16 protein-coding genes and 2 pseudogenes are annotated in these 20,213 nt (G+C 43.1%); 13 read left to right on the forward strand and 5 right to left on the reverse strand.

Annotated elements, in window-relative coordinates; genetic code table 11:
• Positions 1-265 precede the first annotated feature (265 nt).
• On the reverse strand, positions 266-1,738 hold the full coding sequence (locus tag H6G75_RS27480; RefSeq protein WP_190983075.1) for a hypothetical protein: 1,473 nt from the start codon (positions 1,736-1,738) through the stop codon (positions 266-268).
• A 228-nt stretch (positions 1,739-1,966) separates the two neighbouring features.
• Here H6G75_RS27480 and H6G75_RS27485 point away from each other — a divergent pair, with 228 nt between their 5' ends.
• On the forward strand, positions 1,967-3,358 hold the full coding sequence (locus H6G75_RS27485) for an amidase (protein ID WP_190983076.1): 1,392 nt from the start codon (positions 1,967-1,969) through the stop codon (positions 3,356-3,358).
• A gap of 20 nt (positions 3,359-3,378) precedes the next feature.
• Here the strand turns inward: H6G75_RS27485 and H6G75_RS27490 are convergent, their stop codons facing one another.
• Positions 3,379-3,609 (reverse strand): hypothetical protein, encoded by a 231-nt coding sequence (locus H6G75_RS27490; protein WP_190983077.1) that lies wholly within the window; start codon positions 3,607-3,609, stop codon positions 3,379-3,381.
• Positions 3,610-3,904: 295 nt separating this feature from the next.
• On the opposite strand from H6G75_RS27490, the gene H6G75_RS27495 reads away from it, so the two are divergent.
• The 3 genes from H6G75_RS27495 (at position 3,905) to H6G75_RS27505 (ending at position 6,905) form a co-directional block, all read left to right on the forward strand.
• Positions 3,905-4,189, forward strand: a complete 285-nt coding sequence (locus H6G75_RS27495) for an HU family DNA-binding protein (protein WP_015111786.1) — start codon at positions 3,905-3,907, stop codon at positions 4,187-4,189.
• Between the two features lie 26 nt (positions 4,190-4,215).
• Positions 4,216-5,322 (forward strand): threonine-phosphate decarboxylase CobD, encoded by a 1,107-nt coding sequence (gene cobD, locus H6G75_RS27500; protein WP_190983078.1) that lies wholly within the window; start codon positions 4,216-4,218, stop codon positions 5,320-5,322.
• Between the two features lie 89 nt (positions 5,323-5,411).
• Positions 5,412-6,905, forward strand: coding sequence for an NAD(P)/FAD-dependent oxidoreductase (locus H6G75_RS27505; RefSeq protein WP_190983079.1), 1,494 nt, complete (start codon positions 5,412-5,414; stop codon positions 6,903-6,905).
• An 18-nt stretch (positions 6,906-6,923) separates the two neighbouring features.
• On the opposite strand, the gene H6G75_RS27510 is transcribed toward H6G75_RS27505, so the two are convergent.
• Positions 6,924-7,787 carry a metallophosphoesterase gene (locus H6G75_RS27510; protein ID WP_313934915.1) on the reverse strand — a complete coding sequence of 288 codons (864 nt, stop codon included), beginning with the start codon at positions 7,785-7,787 and terminating at the stop codon, positions 6,924-6,926.
• A gap of 155 nt (positions 7,788-7,942) precedes the next feature.
• Between H6G75_RS27510 and der the strand changes: the two genes are divergently transcribed.
• The 8 genes from der (at position 7,943) to H6G75_RS27550 (ending at position 18,067) form a co-directional block, all read left to right on the forward strand.
• A complete protein-coding gene (gene der, locus H6G75_RS27515) occupies positions 7,943-9,304 on the forward strand; it encodes a ribosome biogenesis GTPase Der (RefSeq protein WP_190983081.1) in 1,362 nt (453 codons plus the stop codon).
• Positions 9,305-9,378: 74 nt separating this feature from the next.
• A complete protein-coding gene (locus tag H6G75_RS27520) occupies positions 9,379-10,299 on the forward strand; it encodes an energy-coupling factor transporter transmembrane protein EcfT (RefSeq protein WP_190983082.1) in 921 nt (306 codons plus the stop codon).
• Between the two features lie 14 nt (positions 10,300-10,313).
• Complete coding sequence (locus H6G75_RS27525; protein WP_190983083.1) at positions 10,314-11,903, forward strand: anthranilate synthase component I; 1,590 nt, start codon at positions 10,314-10,316, stop codon at positions 11,901-11,903.
• Positions 11,904-12,466: 563 nt separating this feature from the next.
• The gene (gene pipX, locus H6G75_RS27530) at positions 12,467-12,745 is read left to right on the forward strand and encodes a transcriptional coactivator PipX (RefSeq protein ID WP_190983084.1); all 279 of its coding nucleotides are present in this window, start codon (positions 12,467-12,469) and stop codon (positions 12,743-12,745) included.
• Positions 12,742-13,410: a YggS family pyridoxal phosphate-dependent enzyme gene (locus H6G75_RS27535; RefSeq protein WP_190983085.1), complete on the forward strand. Its 669-nt coding sequence runs from the start codon at positions 12,742-12,744 to the stop codon at positions 13,408-13,410. Before pipX ends, H6G75_RS27535 begins: the two co-directional genes overlap by 4 nt.
• A gap of 363 nt (positions 13,411-13,773) precedes the next feature.
• A complete protein-coding gene (locus H6G75_RS27540; protein WP_190591644.1) occupies positions 13,774-14,370 on the forward strand; it encodes a cell division protein SepF in 597 nt (198 codons plus the stop codon).
• Positions 14,371-14,464: 94 nt separating this feature from the next.
• Positions 14,465-15,277 (forward strand): pyrroline-5-carboxylate reductase, encoded by an 813-nt coding sequence (gene proC, locus H6G75_RS27545; RefSeq protein WP_190983086.1) that lies wholly within the window; start codon positions 14,465-14,467, stop codon positions 15,275-15,277.
• Positions 15,278-15,397: 120 nt separating this feature from the next.
• Entirely contained in the window at positions 15,398-18,067 is a 2,670-nt protein-coding gene (locus H6G75_RS27550) for an RNA helicase (protein ID WP_190983087.1), read from the forward strand.
• A 120-nt stretch (positions 18,068-18,187) separates the two neighbouring features.
• Here the strand turns inward: H6G75_RS27550 and thyX are convergent.
• Together thyX and H6G75_RS33815 are read right to left on the reverse strand one after the other, a co-directional pair.
• Positions 18,188-18,622 (reverse strand): annotated as a pseudogene (gene thyX, locus H6G75_RS33810) (FAD-dependent thymidylate synthase); the annotation flags it as partial.
• A 3-nt stretch (positions 18,623-18,625) separates the two neighbouring features.
• Positions 18,626-19,636 (reverse strand): annotated as a pseudogene (locus H6G75_RS33815) (FAD-dependent thymidylate synthase); the annotation flags it as partial.
• A 160-nt stretch (positions 19,637-19,796) separates the two neighbouring features.
• On the opposite strand from H6G75_RS33815, the gene H6G75_RS27560 reads away from it, so the two are divergent.
• A complete protein-coding gene (locus H6G75_RS27560) occupies positions 19,797-20,012 on the forward strand; it encodes a chlorophyll a/b-binding protein (protein WP_190970150.1) in 216 nt (71 codons plus the stop codon).
• The last annotated feature ends 201 nt before the right edge of the window (positions 20,013-20,213 follow it).

The following is a 20,213-nucleotide window of genomic DNA, read 5'->3' on the forward strand; positions in this document are numbered from 1 at the left end:
ACGCGGATGAACGCAGATAAGAGAGATTTTTGAATGCAACATTTTAGCCTTGCAACGCCACTACATGTATACTTATACCGTTTCACTTTAAGAATGATACAAATTGACAAGCAGAGGGAGCAGAGAAAGCAGAGGTTCAGAGGAAGAGATTTGTATCAGTGATTTCGTGAATTGGTATTACCTGTTTAAAAATCAAATATGAGTATCATATTACATCCGTTTTTATCCTAGTAACGCACATTTCCCTAGCCTCTGTTCCTTGTATTTAAATATTTTTACTAATTTCTCGGTAATTGGTTTGATAATTTACTAGTGTTTCTTTAGCTTGTTGCGACACAAATGTATTTGCAGGAATTGTCTTTAAAATATTAATTGCCTGTTGCCATTTAGATTTGGCTTGTCGGCGGATTGAACGAGAATGAGGTGAACTTTGAATCAAAAAGTTTGCTTCTATAGCTAATTTATGGGCTGTTGCTAAATTGTTTAAAGCTTGTTTTTCGGTAATTACTTTTTGACTTATTGCTTGATGATTTAAGCGATAACGTACTAATTTATCTTTCGCTTTAATAAAAACAGATGTTGTTTGAGGGATGTTTTCTAGTAATTTGATTGCGTCTTGCCATTTAGATTCGGCTTGTTGCCAAACAACTAAAGGATGAGGTGGTGATTGTACTAACCCAGAGGCTTCTAAACCTAGATTTTGTGCAGCTTTTAAATTAGCGATCGCAGTTTCTTCTTGATTAATTTTAGAGCGCAGTTGTTGGAGTTTAGGCAGTTCTGCTTTAATTATCCACCCCCCAAAACCTAAAGCTAATAAACTCACCACAAATATTCCGCCATAATGAGTTAAGTGTTGCTGTTTAAACTTTTCTGGCAAGTTAAACTCAAATAATTTCCATTGTTCAGTTTTGGGTTTAGGTAATTTTTTTTCTGATTTAACTCTCAAAGTACTAATCTGCAAAATTAAAGCATCAATTTTACTTTGGTAAAACTCACAATCATTGATAATATCTGTTAATTCTTGTAATCTGCCATCACCAGATATAATTAATTCTTGATCATCGTCTAACCACTCTAGGGCAAAGCCGGATTGACCACAAAAAGCTGAGACTCCGAGTAAAATGCTCAATAAGTTATGACTTTGCTTAATATTGTCAAAAATAAATTCTAATCTTTCCTTAATTTTAAAAGCATCTTCTTGAGCTTGAATAATCTGCTGAATTTGTTGTTGTAAGATTTTTGGCTTATTCAAATCGAGTTGGATTTTTAAAACCTCTTCGACAGCTTGAAATGTGGCAGGAATACTGTCATGACTAGCATCAAGGTTGAGTTGTTGGACTAATTTGATATCACTTAGAATATCAGCTGCGATCGCTTGGATTAAATCACCCCAATCAACCCAAACTTCGATTTTGGACTGAATTTGCTTAAGGGAAATATCTACTGGTAATTGCCCAAATTTCCCTGTCAGTAACCCAGGATAATCATATTTATATATGTAGACTGTGTAATCTCCATCTATAACTGGCTTTGGTGCTACATCTAAATAAGCGCCTGTCGTTATCGGTGTTTTCTCTAACTGGCTAGACTTGATTTTTTCTTGAATATTGCGGATTTGCTCTTGAGCATGATTAATCATGACAATCTGTTGCATGATGTCATGAGCATGTCCAATATTTAGCCTCAGACTATGCACGATTTTTGGTAATTCATTTACCAGCGTTTCTAAATCAGCCATAAATATCCCTTGGGGATTTGCCGAAAGTTGATGTGAAACAATTAAAATGACTATGCAGCAAGGTGGTAGCTTGAAAACAAGCTTCGTCTTAGTTGGTGGTAGATTCAGCGTCCTGATAGATAGCAAATCTGAGGCGCTATTGATTCATACTTCCCGAAACTACTGCGAAAGTAACAAACTCAATTGAAAAATTTTCGATAAATGCACAATTGGTAATAAAAGTCAAATATGAATGAAATTGATTTAGCGTTTACTCCGGCGGTGGAGTTGGCGCGATTAATCCGCCATCGGGAGGTGTCGCCACTGGAGTTGGTGGAAATATATTTACAAAGAATTGAGCGGTTGAATCCCCAATTGGGAAGTTATTTTACGGTAACGGCAGAACTCGCGATCGCTGATGCCCAAGCAAAAACCGAAATGCTGGCAACAGCCGCCGAACTGCCGCCTTTTTTTGGTGTGCCAATTTCGATTAAAGACCTGAATACCGTGGCTGGTGTGCCTTGTACCTACGGCAGTCCGGCGTTATTAAACAACATTCCTAATTATGATGATGGCGTGGTAACGCGGATTAAACAGGCAGGGTTCATTATTCTTGGTAAAACTGCCACCTCCGAAATCGGTTCCTTTCCTTACACCGAACCCACAGGTTTTCCCCCGTCTAGAAATCCTTGGAATTTAGAATATACTTCCGGCGGTTCTAGTGGTGGTGCAGCCGCCGCCGTCGCCGCCGGATTATGTGCGATCGCTCAAGGTTCTGATGGTGGTGGTTCAATTCGTGGCCCGGCGGCTTGTTGTGGTTTGGTTGGGATTAAACCCTCACGGGGCAGAGTCACCAAAGCCCCGGTAGGCGATCGCTTGGGGGGAATTGCTGTTAATGGCCCCATCGCCCGGACTGTGGCTGATGCAGCCGCGATGTTAGATGCTATTTCTGGTTACTTCACTGGTGATCCTTACTGGCTACCTGATCCTGAACCTTCTTTTCTGGCTGCTACCCAAGCGAAAGTTTCGGGCTTACACGTTGCCTTCTCAACAAAAATCCTGCCTTTGGGAACGGCTGATGCGAACTGTCAGCAAGGTGTATTGCAAACAGTCCAGTTATTAGAACAATTGGGTAACAGTGTTACAGAAGCCTGCCCAGATTTTAGCGGCTTGGTCGAACCATTCCAAATGGTTTGGCAAGCAGGAGTATCTGCATCGGGATTGCCTGTGGAAGCTTTGCAGCCTGTGAACCGTTGGTTATTGGCGCGTACTGGTTCTGTGGCTGAATATCTCCGGGCTTTATCCCAATTGCAAATCGTCTCCCGGCAAATTGTGGCATTTTTCGAGAATTTTGATGTGTTGGTGTTGCCAGTGTATTTACATTCCCCCATTCGCGTCGGCGAGTGGGCGGCGTTGAGTCCCGAAGAGACATTTCAGAATATTATGCGTTGGGTTGCCCCTTGTCCCCCTGCCAACGCCACCGGACAACCTGCGATCGCATTACCTGTAGGTTTTGATAGTCATGGTCTACCTGTGAGTGTGCAACTGGTGGGTAAACCTGCGGCGGAAGCCACGTTAATTAGTCTCGCCGCCCAAATTGAAGCTGCAAAACCTTGGATTCAGCATCGTCCAGGCTTGTAAAACGTTAAGTTATTTTACAATTACACGGCACGGAGTCTTAAAATCACTGTCCAAGGGCGTAAATAACTGATGCTAAAGGCAAAAATCAGGTGATTGCGAATGGGCGGAATCGTCTGAATGTCCTGAATCCAGAGAAATGAAGCGCGATCGCTACTAGGGAAATCATACCTGGGAAATTTGGCGAAATCAGGCAGCAAAGAAACATCAACAGGGGTTTTTCTCTCGCCCAATAATTTAATTGTTGCGCTCACAACAGGGGTTTTTACTAAGTATTTATTCCTACTTTGAGGGTGGTTTTGAGTGCAACACACCCCCAAAAAACCCAAAAAATCCTGAAATCCATATAAATTAACGGTTTCATATATCCACTTCTGGCTACTACACCTTAGAATGATTCATTGAAAAGTCGAGCAGAAGGGATGTGTAGCGATTTTGAGTAAAAATACTCCCGAAACACGACTTTTGTAGTTCCGCAAACAGAGGTTTCAGTAAAGATGCTACACAGTACATCTAAAAGAAATCTCAACTAAACCTGAAGGAGTTTATATGAACAAAGGCGAATTGGTTGATGCAGTCGCAGAAAAAGCCAGCGTTACCAAAAAACAAGCAGATGCAGTCTTAACTGCTGCTTTAGAAACCATTATTGAAGCGGTTTCTTCTGGTGATAAGGTGACACTGGTCGGTTTTGGTTCCTTTGAATCACGGGAACGCAAAGCCCGTGAAGGTCGTAACCCCAAAACAAACGAAAAAATGGAAATTCCCGCAACTAAAGTGCCTGCTTTCTCTGCTGGTAAACTCTTTAGAGAAAGAGTTGCACCCCCAAAATCTTAGGTTTAATTTGGGGAATTTTGATTTTGATGCAGCAACCAGCACACGGGGGAAATTTAGCCTGGGCAGCAGCACTGGCTGGCTGTCCCCGTGATGCTATTCTTGATTTTTCTGCGAGCATCAGTCCATTAGGGCCACCGGATAGTGCGATCGCTGCGATTCAATCTCAAATTGGTAGTCTGAGGCACTATCCCGAACCAGAATATAGTGAACTGAGACTTGCTCTCAGTCACTTCCATCAATTACCGCCAGAGTGGATTTTGCCGGGTAACGGTTCCGCCGAATTATTAACTTTGGTAGGTAGAGAATTAGCAGAATTATCTGCAACAATCTTATTGACTCCAGCCTTTGGTGATTACTACCGCACCTTGACGGCTTACAACGCTAAAGTTCTGGAGTTCCCGATCAATTTGGGACAGGGAGACAAGGAGACAAGGAGACAAAATGAAGTTTTTCTCCCCCCCACCCCTCAACCCCTGCCCCCTAGCTCACTCACCAAACAATATGGGTTATTGTTAAACAATCCCCACAACCCTACAGGCAAAATGTTTTCACGGCAGGAAATTTTACCCCTGTTAGAAGAATTTGCCTTAGTGGTAGTGGATGAAGCGTTTATGGATTTTGTGCCACCAGAAGCAGAACAAAGCCTGATTTCTGTGGTGCAGGAACATAAGAATTTAGTTGTGTTGCGATCGCTAACCAAATTTTACAGTCTACCGGGGCTAAGACTGGGATATGCGATCGCCCACCCGGATCATTTGTCACGGTGGCAGACGTGGCGTGATCCTTGGCCTGTCAACAATCTCGCTGCGGCCGCCGCTATTGCAGTCATCAGCGACCAAAATTTTCAACAGCAAACTTGGCAATGGCTACCACCTACCCGAAACCAACTGTTTCAAGGTTTAGCCGCCATTCCTGGACTGCAACCTTACACCAGTGCTGCCAACTTTTTACTTGTGCAATCACAAAAATCGAGTTTGCAGTTACAGCAACAATTACTCCAGCATCATCAGATTTTAATTCGAGATTGCCTGAGTTTTAAAGAATTAGGCGATCGCTTCTTCCGCATCGCTGTGCGTTCTGTGTCCGATAACCAACGTTTATTAACAGCCCTGCAAGCATTACTGAACAATTAGTAAGTAATTCGTCACCCAACAATTGTAGAGACGAAATGATTAGCGTCTCTACAATTAACTAATGACAAATGACCATTGACTAACAACTAATGACCATTGATTATGATGTCGTGATTATTGGCGGTAGCCTCGCCGGACGCTATGCGGCTTTAGCTGCAACCAAATTACACGCTAAAGTTGCCCTAGTAGAACCACAAATAAATTACGGATTTATTTATCATCACACCCTCAGCGAAATTGCCAACCGCTTACAGTCTCTCAATCAAGCTGATGGTTTTGGTATTCGTACCAATCATGCGGACATCGCCGAAAAATGCCATATATCCCTCGCGTGGCAAGAGGCAATACTATATGCTGACACAGTTGCCGCCAACATCCAAGAACTGAATTCTCCAGCCACATTAGCCGCACAAGGCGTTGATGTCATTTTTGGCAAAGGTGAATTTCAACCTTCGCCACATTTGGCATTTGCTGTTTATCAAAATGATGAAAAATCAACCCAATCTGCACCTCAGCAAATCTTCCGCTTGTTAAGGGGACGCACCTATTTATTAGCCAGTGGTTCCCGTACCAAAATTCCCAATATTGAAGGGTTACAAAATACTGGATACATTACCGTAAATAATATTTGGCAATCTTTGAAAAAAAGAACATTACCCCAAAATTGGGTAATACTGGGTGGCGTGCCTCAAAGTATTGAAATCGCCCAAACTTTAGCCCGTTTGGGTTGTACTGTGACATTAGTTATTAAACATCCTTATATTCTGCCAAATATTGACCCAGAAATTGCTCAACTGCTACAAGCCCAATTAGAAGTTGATGGTGTACATATTTTGACGCAAACAGCCGTCACGCAAGTCAGACAAATTGATGATAAAAAATGGGTGCAAGCCGGAGATAAAGCAATTGAAACTGATGAAATTTTAGTAGCTACTGCACAACAACCAAATTTTGCCTCTTTAAACTTAGCAGCCGTCGGCGTGAAATGGTATCAGCATCGTTTAGTAGTCAACAATAAATTGCAAACTACCAACAAACGTATTTATGCTTGCGGTGATGTCATCGGTGGTTATGACTTTATCAACATTGCTAATTATGAAGCCAGAATTGCCCTCAACAATGCCCTATTTTTCCCTAGATTAGAGGTGAATTATCAAGACATACCTTGGGGAATATTTACCCAGCCAATGTTAGCGCAAGTTGGCTTAACCCAAGCCCAAGCTATTAGGCAATTTCACCCTGATGAATTTTTAGTTTTACGACAGTATTTTAAATCTCTAGCAGCAGCCCAAATTAATAGCGACATTACAGGTATTTGTCAATTAATTGTCCTACATAACGGCGAAATTTTAGGCGCGACTATCTTAGGTAAAAGCGCCGGAGAGTTAATAAATGTAATTGCGTTAGCCATCAACCAAAAAATTATAGTTAAAGATTTAGCTAACTTAGCACCCATATATCCTAATTTTTCCGAAATTATCGCCCAAACCGTCCAAGAATATCAGCAAAGATTAAATAACCATCCCGATGTGCAAGATAAATTAGAAGGCTTCTTCCATTTCCGCCGCAATTGGAATTTATAAATTACACTCTCAATTATTTCAATACATTGGTGCAACCAATGTAAACACAGTAATTTCAGGGCGAGCAAAGAAACGCAGATGTAAACCTGTCATTCCTAAACCTCGGTTAGTATACAAAAACATCTTACCTACCTGATATTTTCCTAAATAATACTGTCTTGCGAAAGGTGGGAGTATAGGCGGTGTAATTAACGGTAGGCGAATTTGTCCACCGTGAGAATGTCCTGACAGTTGCAACTCAAATCGTCCTGTTGCTGCGCTGGTAATAGCAAAGTCTGGTTCATGGGCTAACAATATTGCTGCGCCTGTTTTGGGTAATTTCTGCATTACTAAATCTAGGCGGCTTTTACCCATCTGCACATCATCTACACCCGCAATATGTAACATTGCATTTCCGCGTTTGAGTGTGTAAGTATCATTGCCTAAGTAAACAATATTGCTTTGTTTTATGGCTTTGATAATTGCTGGAGTATCATTCTCGTGGTCGTGATTTCCTAATATGGCTACAGTTTTATCTTTGGGTGTGAAGTGATTTAAAGAAACTGTTAATGAAGGGATGAATTGTGGTAAATTACGTGTGACTAAATCACCTGTAATTGCAATTAAATCGGGTTTTTGTTGGTTAACTAGTCTGACTATTCTCTTGAGTCGTCGCGGAGTCATCCAGCGATCGCGGTGAATATCACTAATTTGGACAATGCGATAACCATTAAATTCTGCGGCGAGATTGGGTAATGTCAGTTGTAAAGAATTAATTTCAATCCAATTCGGTTCAATTAAATGGGCGTATAGTAAAGTGCAGCAGCCAAGCAATAAGCACAATCTTATACATCGAAAAGCTGAACTGCTGGCTTTTATCAACCACTTACGAGTTTTCAACACACAATCTCCTTCGCTGTGATTGCCAGTTTTCTTGCCAAGCTTGTTATTTAAAATTTCGAGGTTAATTTTCTTTTATCAGAGAAAATTAAATAAAGACTTAAAGTCGCTAAAATAAACAGATGTGATATACTTACTGTTTCTCTACTCCTGGTTTTATGGGACTGCCAATTGTTGCAATTATCGGCCGACCGAATGTCGGCAAATCCACCCTGGTTAATCGTCTCGCTGGGGAACAAACGGCGATTGTCCACGATGAACCAGGTGTGACCCGCGATCGCACTTATCTGCCTGCTTTTTGGAATGATCGCGAGTATTTAGTGGTAGATACAGGTGGTTTAGTCTTTAACGATGACACCGAATTTTTGCCATTGATTCGTCAGCAAGCACTAGCAGCCCTCAACGAAGCAAGTGCGGCCATTTTTGTAGTGAATGGTCAAACAGGCCCCACATCAGCTGATGAAGAAATCGCTGAATGGTTACGCCAACAACCAGTACCAGTACTCCTGGCTGTGAACAAATGCGAATCTCCAGAACAAGGCTTAATTCAAGCGGCCGAGTTTTGGGAATTGGGGTTAGGAGAACCGTACCCGATCTCTGCAATTCATGGCAACGGTACAGGCGACTTACTCGACGAGTTAATTAAACACATTCCGTCGGTAACAGAAATACCAGAAACCAAAGAAATTAAAGTAGCGATCATTGGTCGGCCAAATGTGGGGAAATCAAGTTTATTAAATGCTTTTGTGGGTGAACAAAGAGCCATTGTTAGCCCTATTTCCGGCACAACGCGAGATGCTATAGACACTTTTATCGAACGCGATGGACAACAATATCGGCTGATTGACACCGCCGGGATTCGCAAAAAGAAAAACATAGACTACGGGACGGAATTTTTCAGCATCAATCGTGCTTTTAAAGCCATTCGCCGCGCCGATGTCGTTTTATTAGTCTTAGATGCTTTAGACGGAGTTACCGAACAAGACCAAAAATTAGCAGGGCGGATCATCGAAGAAGGTCGAGCTTGCATCGTTGTTGTCAATAAATGGGATGCTGTTGAAAAGGACTCTCATACTATCTACGATTACGAAAAAAGTCTGCAAGAGCGACTACACTTTACCGACTGGGCTTCGACTATCTTTGTCAGCGCCTTAACAGGACAACGGGTAGAAAAAATTTTAGAATTAGTTGTGCAAGCAGCAGCAGAACACAAGCGACGTGTGACGACATCGGTAATCAACGAAGTTTTAGAAGAAGCGGTAAGATGGCACTCACCCCCAACTTCTCGCGGTGGTCGTCAGGGCAGGATTTATTATGGTACTCAAGTTAGCAGCCAACCACCGACAATTGCTCTGTTTGTAAACGATGCGAAACGCTTCAACGACAACTACCGCCGCTATATCGAAAGACAATTCCGCCAACAACTAGGCTTTAAAGGTACACCCATTCGTCTACTCTGGCGGAGTAAGAAAGTCCGGGATATGGAAAGTGGTAATGTCAACCGCGCAACTCGCGTGTAATGAAGTAAAAAGTAAAAAGTAAAAAGGTAAAATTTTCTCTTTTTACTTTTGCCTTTTAACTTTTACCTTATCTTATGGATTTACTGCGATCGCTCCCACTAGGGCTATATTTAGAACAACCGCAAACTTGGCTGCATAAACTTGATCCCCGCGTCAAGATTGCTTGGTTGATGAGTTTTTTAACGAGTTACAGCTTTGCGACTAACGAATGGCGCATCTTGTTAGTCGTGCTGTTAATTCTGTTTACCTTAGTTGCCAAAATTCCCCGCCGAGTTTGGCAGCAACAATTAGGTTGGTTATTAACCCTTACAGTTTTAGTATTATTTATTGCCGCCGTTAGCCCCGATGGCTTGGGTGTGAATTATCAACCCCGTCTCCCAGCTAATGAGCAAATATTAGCTCCTAAGTCTAACTCACCCGTCCCAACTCCCCAACCAGCACTCAGCACTAAGAAATACTCCTACGTCCTCTTCCATCAAGGGCCAGTCAGAATCACCCGCCGTTCTTTAGATTTGGCAGTGCGCCTCAGTACCATTTTATTTACGGTAATCTACAGCACCAACTTGTATCTGTTGACAACTGCGCCAGAAGAAATCACGGCGGCTATTGAAAGTCTTATGCAGCCCTTACGCAGACTCAAGTTGCCTGTAACCGAAATTACCTTGACTTTAACTTTATCTTTGCGATTTATTCCCCTAGTTCTAGAAGAAGTACAGAATTTGATTCGCTCAGTCATGACCAGGGCGATTAATTGGAAAAAACTAGGGTTAAAAGGTGCGGTTAAAGTTTGGATGATTGTCGCCGAAAGACTGTTAGAAAATTTGCTCTTAAGGGCAGACCAAATGGCAAATGCAATGATGGTGCGCGGTTTTACCAGCCCTAACGAACACAAAGTGCAGTGGCATGAATTACGACTCAAAAGATGGGATTGGTTTGCGATCGCCACTTTAACTTTATTCTGGGGAGTGCGGGTAATTTCCGGTAATAAATTTTAAGCTGTTCACTCATTATGACCAAGCCTTGGCATTGGCGATCGCTCCCCCTAGAAAATCGTACTGGCGCGGAAATTTTCGCCGCCCTATTTCTCCATACCACATCATCAGGCATTGCTACCCTGCTAGAAAGCCCCTACCCAACCCCCACAAGTCAACCCCAACTCAGCCGCTATTCCATCTGTGCAGGCGCACCCCGCATCATCGATGGTGTACCGCAGATGTGGACACCGCAATTAGGTCAGGTTTTCCCATTTTTGGAGGAGTTGCTACAAAGTAGGGGTTTAGGGGTACAAGGGTATAAGGGTGTAGGGGAAGAAATGTTTCTCCCATCGCCCCCTGCCCCCCTGCCCCCCTGCACCCCTAACCCCCCACCTCCTAATCTCCCCTTCACCGGCGGTTGGCTAGGCTGGCTTGGCTATGATGTTGCTTGGGAAATTGAACAGTTACCTTTTGCTAAATCTGATACTTTACCCTTCCCCGTGGCTTTTTGGTATGAACCGGAATCGTTTGCCGTTTTAGATCATGTTGAACAAATTCTTTGGTTAGCAGGTAGTGACATTAATGATGTAGATAGGTTAAAAATTCTTTTAGAAGATAAAAATTCAGGGAATTCACTCTACCAAGTTACCTCCTCACCGCATATACCCATCACTTCTGCCCCTGAGTTCTTCACATCGCAGTCAGATTATGAAACATCAGTCAACCGCGCCAAAAAATATATTCAGGCTGGAGATATCTTTCAGGCGAATCTTTCTTTGCGATTTGCCGCATCTACAACGGCTTCTGGCTGGTCAATTTACCAAGCATTACAGAAAATCAATCCTTCACCCTTTGCCAGCTACTGGCAGACTCCTTGGGGTGAAGTAGTTAGCTGTTCACCAGAACGGTTGGTACTTTTGCAAAATCAGGAAGCGCAGACTCGACCAATAGCCGGAACGCGATCGCGCGGTAAAACCCCAGAACAAGATCATCAACTGGCACAAGAACTACTCAGCAATACTAAAGAACGTGCAGAACATATCATGCTGGTAGACTTAGAACGCAATGATTTAGGGCGAGTGTGTGAATGGGGAACAGTAAAAGTTGACGAACTGCTCACAATTGAGCGATATAGCCACGTTATGCACCTTGTCAGCAACGTTAAAGGTACTTTAAAATCTGACCAAAGCGCCGTTAATTTGATTCGTGCCATGTTCCCAGGCGGCACAATCACAGGGTGTCCTAAAGTGCGGTGCATGGAAATTATTGAAGAATTAGAACCTGTGCGGCGTAGCCTGTTTTATGGTTCCTGTGGCTATCTCGACTGGCGCGGTAACTTGGACTTAAATATCTTGATTCGTACCCTACTGTTAGCACCCGCATCTCCATCTGAGGCGCAGGGGGCAGGGGTGCAAGGGGACAAGGGTGCAGGAAGCAAGGGGGCAGGGGGCAGGGGGCAGGGGGCAGAGGAAGAATCTCTGACTCAGCACTCAGCACTCAAAACTGTCTGGGGACAAGTGGGTGCAGGAATTGTGGCAGACAGTGATCCTGAAAGAGAATGGTATGAATCTCTGCACAAAGCCCAAGCACAACTAGCAGCCCTGAACCTCATAAATCACCCATGAATCACGCTGAATTAAATTGGTGCAACACCTAATTCCTGAATGATGACTCATCAAAAGTTGGCAATTGTTGGCAATTTTTTGCCACAAAATAATAATTATGGCAACATGGAGAGAAGCCAGCGCCAACATCAGTTTTAGGTCAGCTTTGGCTATTTTTGTAGCAGGGGATAGGTTACAGGTGATAGGTCACAGGTGACAGGTTACAGGTGAGTTGCGCCCAGTGATACAGTGAGCTTGCCAACTGCTCAATTTCTGCGTCAGCCGAACGGTGTCAGAGTTTTGAACACCTACACCCTTACAGGGAAGTCACAATTCAAAAGCCAGAGAATCTTTGACTTTTAACTTTTGACTTTTGACTTGATTCCGCCCCTCCACCCGTGGTTTTTCGTCTTACTGCGAAGTCCTACTAGGCATCATCAAGGATTTCATCACTGCCAAGCGATGGCAGAAATCACTCAATTGGAGTAGTTTTAACTAAATATTCTGACGAACAGGTATGATCAGCGTCTGGATGTTTGTCTAAAACTACAAATCAATATACATACTCCTACCTTGACTCTTAAATGACTCCAGAAAATCCTGAAATCTACATCAATCATCCAACTTGGGGCTTACTTTATCGGATTTGTGTGGTTGACGACAACCAAGATATGTTCACTACACTTTATGCCCAACGCTTATTTTTTCTGGTAACAAACGACGTTAAAGGTATTAAATTTCAACCCATTGGACGCACTGAAGCCAGAATGATGTTAGAAAATCGTTTACGGACTATACGTCGTAATGGTTCATCTCAGGAGTACGATCAGCTTCAGAGTGTTTTCCAACGCACGTTCCAATGATTAGTTCGATTGACGAACATATTGCCAATATTCGCCCCACGCTGCCCTCTTCTGTCAGGTTAATTGCTGTCAGCAAGCAAGTTCCGGCGGAGATGATTCGTTTAGCTTACAACGCCGGAATTCGTGATTTTGGCGAAAGCCGTATCCAAGAAGCTGCCAGTAAGCAAGCTCAGTTGCAAGACTTATCAGATATTACTTGGCACTTGATTGGACATTTACAAAGTAACAAAGCCAAAAAGGCACTAGAACTATTTGAGTGGATTCACTCTGTAGATAATTTAAAGCTGGCGCAGCGATTAAATCAATTAGCCCAGCAGCTAGGAGTTTCCCCCAAAGTCTGTCTGCAAGTCAAAATCCTTCCAGACCCGCAAAAATCAGGTTGGACTGTTCCAGAATTACTGGCTGACTTAGGGGAACTCAACCAGTGCCAGTTTTTACAAATTCAAGGATTGATGACAATTCCGCCTCTGGGGTTAACGGAGGCGGAAATTCTCAATGTATTTAATAGCACATACGATTTAGCAAAACAAATTCAGTTACAAAACTTGCCAAATATTCAAATGCGGGAACTTTCGATGGGTATGTCTGGAGATTATCAACTGGCAGTCCAAGCGGGAGCAACGATGGTAAGATTGGGAACTATTTTATTTGGCGATCGCCATTAATTTTGCTGACAGCAATTATTTATTATTTGTACCAGAGGTTCTAGGTAGGAAATACAGATAATAGTCCTAGACTGCTGGTACAATAAAACACTAAAAAAATTATTAACAAAAGTAACGAAACATCAAAAAAACCTGCAATTAAGCTTTATATCCTAAAATCTTTGGGATATAATCTTGACTCATTATTGTATCTAGGTTAAGGTACAGGCGTTTACAAAAGCGTCCATTCATTATCTATAGTTGTAACAGAAGCTACAAACAACGATAAGATTACTAGATTGTCCGTCCTTTGTAGTGATCTTTAGTGGCTACATCAACTATCAGCCAAATCGATAAAGGTAATTTGCATCAGGAGCGTACCAAATGAACAATATATTTTCCAAACTGCGAGATTTCGTAGGGCTGAACGAGCAGGTAGAATACGAATATTACGAGGAAGAGCCAGATACAGATCACTACCAAAATTTGTATCAAGAGGAAAATCCTCAACCTGCACCAGCGGAAGCTACTACACAGAATCGACGTTGGCGGGAACCCATGTCTACAATGGGTAATGATGTAGCAACAGGATCAAAGTCTACGATGGGGAACGTAATTGGTATGCCAGGAGCAGTAAACGGGATTTCTGAAGTATTAGTGCTTGAACCTCGTACATTTGAAGAAATGCCCCAGGCAATTCAAGCCTTACGTGAGCGCAAATCAGTTGTACTCAACTTGACAATCATGGATCCAGATCAAGCTCAAAGAGCAGTTGATTTTGTTGCTGGTGGAACTTACGCATTAGATGGACATCAAGAGCGGATTGGAGAAAGCATCTTTTTGTTTACGCCAAGCTGCGTGCAAGTCAGCACCCAAGGTGGAGTTATTCATGAAGTACCACAACCGCCAGCGCGTCCTGTACGCACCGCCCCAACTGCCACACCAAACTGGGGTAATGAACCTAATCGCATGGCGCAATAAATTGAAATTAGTCGTTAGTCTTTTGTCCTTCGTCCTTTGTCCCTCGTTCTAAGATACAAATGACTAATGACAAGTGACTAATGACCAATCATAAATGACTAGAAAATTTGGCTTAATTGGTGGTGGGGTAATGGGAGAGGCGCTGTTATCCCGCCTGCTTGATCGGGGCATCTACCAGCCCTCAGAAGTAATCATTAGCGAACCCCAAACGACGCGTCAGGCTTTTTTACAGCAGCAATACAATGTGACTGTGACGACAGATAATAGCTTGGTATTTCAACAAGCTCAGGAAGTCATATTTTTAGCTGTAAAACCGCAAGTATTTAGTGCGATCGCTCAAGAATTAGCAGATATTGTTTTAACAGAACATTCCCCTTTGGTGATTTCGATTTTGGCAGGAGTGCCTTTACATCACCTAGAAGCATCATTCCCAGGATTACCAGTAATTAGAGCTATGCCCAACACCCCAGCCACAGTTGGGGCGGGGATGACAGCTATCTGTTTAGGTGCATACACCAACGCTAAACACCACCAAATAGCAGCAGAGATATTTTCCGCCGTGGGAGAAGTGGTGGAAGTCTCCGAAAGCTTGATGGATGCTGTCACAGGCCTATCTGGTAGTGGCCCGGCTTACGTCTCCATATTAGTAGAAGCTTTAGCGGATGGTGGAGTCGCCGCAGGTTTACCTAGAGGCATCGCCAATCAACTCGCCTTGCAAACTGTCTTGGGAACCGCACAATTACTACACACCAGCAAAATGCACCCGGCAGAATTAAAAGACCGAGTAACTAGTCCTGGTGGGACAACCATTGCTGGCATTAGCCAATTAGAAAAAGCTGGATTTCGTTCTGCCTTAATTGAAGCAGTCAAAGCCGCCACAGCGCGATCGCAAGAATTGGGAAAATAGTTATTAGTCCTTTGTCAATGGTCATTAGTCAATAGCAAAGGACAAATGACCATTGACTAATGACGAAGTTGACAAAAGACCCGTTAATATAGTAAACAGTCTGGTTGCAAATGTGATTGAGTGAACTATCCCGCACCGTCTCCAGAAATCAACTTAGGGTCGATATTTCCCTTTGATCTGGATCAGTTTCAGAAAGATGCGATCGCGTCCCTTAACGCTGGACGCTCCGTAGTTGTATGTGCGCCCACAGGTTCTGGCAAAACCTTAGTCGGAGAATACGCTATTTATCGCGCCCTAGCTCGAAAAAAGCGCGTATTCTACACCACACCCCTCAAAGCCTTATCTAACCAAAAACTCCGCGATTTTCGGGAGAAGTTTGGTGCTGATTTAGTAGGACTGTTAACCGGTGATGCGTCTATTAACCGAGATGCACCAATTCTGGTTATGACCACAGAAATCTTCCGCAATATGCTCTATGGCACACCCATCGGGCAAGTTGGCATTTCCTTGGTTGATGTAGAAGCAGTGGTATTGGATGAGTGCCACTACATGAACGATCGCCAACGCGGTACAGTTTGGGAAGAATCGATTATTTACTGTCCTCGTGAAGTGCAACTTGTAGCCCTTTCCGCCACAGTTGCCAACAGCGAACAATTAACAGATTGGTTAAATCAAGTCCACGGCCCCACAGACTTGATTTATTCTGATTTTCGCCCAGTGCCTTTGGAATTTCATTTCTGTAATCCCAAAGGTCTGTTTCCGTTGCTGAATGATACGCAAAACAAAATTAATCCCCGCCTCATTAAGAAACATCGCAAAGGACAAGCTGACAAAGGTAAAAACGGCAGACCAGAAGCCCCAGGCATCATCTATACCTTAAGCCAACTCCAACAGCGAGATATGCTCCCCGCCATTTACTTTATCTTCAGCCGTCGGGGATGCGATAAAGCTGTGGCCGAGGTGGGTGATTTATGGTTGGTGAATGGCCAAGAGTCACAAATTTTACGAGAACAAATCGACGACTTCTTAAACCGTAACCCCGAAGCCGGACGTTCGGGACAAATTGCCCCCCTTTATCGCGGTATTGCTGCCCACCATGCCGGGATTTTACCTGCGTGGAAAGTACTGGTGGAAGAATTATTCCAGCAAGGGTTGATTAAGGTGGTATTTGCGACGGAAACCTTAGCCGCAGGGATTAATATGCCTGCCCGTACCACAGTAATTTCCACCTTGTCAAAACGTACCGATACCGGACACCGCTTGTTAAATGCCTCCGAATTTCTGCAAATGGCTGGTCGGGCTGGTCGGCGGGGGATGGATAAACAAGGTCATGTGGTGACAGTCCAAACTCCCTTTGAAGGCGCGAAGGAAGCAGCATATCTGGCAACATCAAAACCAGATCCTCTAGTCAGCCAATTTACACCAAGCTACGGTATGGTGTTGAATTTGCTGCAAACTCACACCATAGAACAAGCCAGAGAACTAGTAGAACGCAGTTTTGGGCAGTATATAGCTAACTTGCACCTCAAACCAGAATTCGATGAGATTGCTGAACTGCAAGCCCAGTTAGCTCAACTCCATGAACAAATCGCGGCTGTAGATGAAAACGAAATTGCTATTTATGAGAAATTACGCCAACGTCTGAAAACTGAACGCCAGTTATTAAAAACTCTGCAAAGACAAGCCCAAGATGACCGTCAAGAAGAGTTAGTCATGATGTTGGGCTTTGCTGTTTCTGGCACATTATTAAGTCTCAAAGGCAAAAATATCACTGTTTCTGCACCTGTGATGGCAGTTTTAGTTGGTAAAAGCCCTGGAGTACAAGCACCATATTTGGTTTGTTTGGGACAGGATAACCGTTGGTATGTGGCGACAACGGAAGATGTGATGAATTTACATGCGGAACTACCCCGCCTGGACGTGCCAGGAGATATCCTCCCACCATCAGAATTAATCTTTAAGCCAGGACAATCTTACCGTGGGAATGAACAAACAGCCGCGATCGCTAAACTTATTCCCAGCCCCGATGAAACTCTAAATTTACCACCAGAAGTTGCCGAACAACTCAGTCGCGTTACCGCCGTGGAAGAACAAATCGAAAATCATCCACTGCGCCAGTCTGGTAATGCTTCGACAATTTTTAAACGCCGAGCGCGTTATGTAGAACTTGAAGCCGAACTTGAACAGCTGCAAGGACAAGTCGCCCAACAATCACAACGCCATTGGGAAGAATTTCTCAATTTAATTGAGATTTTGCAACACTTCGGCTGTTTGGATAACTTAGTCCCTACAGAATTAGGACAAATGGCTGCGGCTATTCGGGGTGAAAACGAATTATGGCTTGGTTTAGTGTTTGCGAGTGGTGAATTTAACCAATTAGATCCGCAGCACTTAGCCGCAGCCGTCGCCGCTTTGGTGACAGAAACTCCCCGCCCCGATAGTCGAGTTAACTTTGATTTAAGTGAAGAAGTGGTTGAGGCTTTAGCCAAACTCCGGGGTATCCGCCGTCAAATGTTCCAACTGCAACGGCGATATAATGTGGCGTTACCTATCTGGTTAGAATTTGAGTTAATTGCGATCGTTGAACAATGGGCATTGGGTACGGAGTGGACAGAACTTTGTCGCCACACCAGCTTAGATGAAGGCGATGTGGTGCGAATTTTACGCCGCACTCTCGATTTATTATCTCAAATTCCCCATGTTCCCCATCTCCCAGACATTTTGCAACGCAACGCCTACCGGGCGATGCAGTTAATTGATAGGTTCCCAGTGAATGAGGTAGTTGAGTAGTAGGGAGTGGGAGGGAGACAAGGTAGAGAGGGTAGACACGGTAGAGGGGGTAGATAAGGGAGAAGAAACATAATTTCTACCTTGTCCCCCTTGTCCACCTTGTCCCCCTACCCTCACAAATCAAGGTGCCAATCGAGCTTTACCTAGACGCTGCTTTTCATACCATTGTGCGATCGCTGGTGTCCACTCGGCAAAATGCGGCCACATTAATTCGCACAACTTCTGAATTTCTAATTGGGCATCTTTTTTATTTCTCAGGTCACAAAAATGCAAAAATGACCTGACATTAAAGCTCACAACAAAATGCTGGCGATAATCAAACGGTACTATTCCTCTAGCATGTTCTTCTGACATCCCAGCTTGGAAACTTGCCGCATATCTTTTAGCAGCTTCCATACACCACTCTAAATCTGCGGCTCGTTGCTCTGGTGAGTAGTAATATTTTTTTCCTTGTCTATCTGTGTAATGACCTACAGGACGCAGATAGAATACATCTTCTATGTCTTTTTTTCCTTCTAATACTTGTAAAAATTGATTACCTGTATAACGAAATGAATTGTGAACAACTACACCATTAGCGACAAAATTATGCCATTTGCCATCTACTTCTAAATCGTAAGTTTTTTGCAACCCTAAATAACGCACTTGCACAACTTTCATTGGGTGCGCTTTTAATTTTCGTCCCGTGGGTTTTGGTTTTTGAGCAAGAGCCACAATAGGAACAAAATTTTGGGCAAATTCTAGTTCTAATCCCTGGTTATGAATTTGTCTCGCAGTTAAACCAGCCGATAACTGTTCTTGCAACCAAGTTTTATCTTGATACAACCCCTTACCAACAATAACTCCGTTGGTCATTAAGTAACAATTTTGGTTATATGTAATAACTTCTCTATTATTATTCGTTACTAACTCTAAAGCTTCTCCCATAGTCTGCCAACCTCGCTCAGTTAGCAAGCGATGATTTTCTGTACAGTCTAACGTTCTGCCATCTTCTAAAGTTAAGCGGTAAACAGGTTGTAGTCCTTGGTCAAAAACTTCTTTAATGTTGCCGATTTCAAAAATGCCCGTTTCTTCATTTAGAACACGCAATTTCATTTTTCGCAGTCGTGTTTTACAATCTCTGCGATATATTCCTGGTGCTTCTCCCTTACGTCCTCGAATTTTTCTTTCACGAAGGGCTTTTTCACCGTTAGTCCATAAATCGTAAAGTTCGGAAATTTTGATTTTTGTTAAACCACCCGAAGTTTTAACAAAAGTAACCTCACTATCTCCACTCAGACATTGGACATCAAAACTCACGCCGACGCGATGAGTCCGGGCTTGTTGCATGACGCTGTGGGGAAAATAACCACAGTTGAAGACAATTTGCGGATGTTCTAGCGGCCCGTAGTGTCCCCGTTCTCCTGCTAACAGTCGTTTAACAATAACTTCACCGCATTGTGATTCCGAAGGCCATGAGTCTCGTTCATCAACCACAAATGCGTCAGTATAGTCCTGGTGCATCGCAGCGTAAATAACTTGCTGCGGATTTGGTGTTTTGGTAATAACCTCTACTCGGAATCGCTGCATGGGTTTTCTCAGAGTTGACATGAGGAGTAGAGCCTGTTTGTGACACATGACTCAAAACTCAGACCATCATCATATAGCTTTGGGTAGACTCAGATACTTTACAAAAGTTTACCAATACTGTTACACTTCTTTACAAGCGAAAGCAATTGGGGAAAATTCAATGCGTACCAACGGTTCTATTGTTGATGATCAGGGCAAGATGAATAACTTTGCGGTTGAGCCAAAAGTTTATGTAGATGAGCAAGGCGATCGCACTGGCTTTACACCCTATGCAGAACTTCTCAATGGTCGTTTAGCAATGATTGGTTTTATCTCGCTGATAGCATTAGAAGTATTTACTGGACATGGCGTTTTTGGGCTTTTATCTAGCCTGTAATCACTAAATTCTTAAAACGCAATTATTTTTTAAATTTAAAAGAGACGGGAAATTTCCCGTCTCTATGTTTATATATATAGCGTTTTCTACTCTGGTGAGGTGCAGTAACAAGAATGTGTAAACCAATTATAAATGTCATTTAATGAGACTTGGCTAAAAGCATTTTCAATCGCTTTCGCTAAATCAGAATAAGTTCTTGCT

It is taken from the genome of Nostoc sp. FACHB-280, assembly GCF_014697615.1.
In the GTDB taxonomy this organism is placed as follows: domain Bacteria; phylum Cyanobacteriota; class Cyanobacteriia; order Cyanobacteriales; family Nostocaceae; genus Nostoc_B.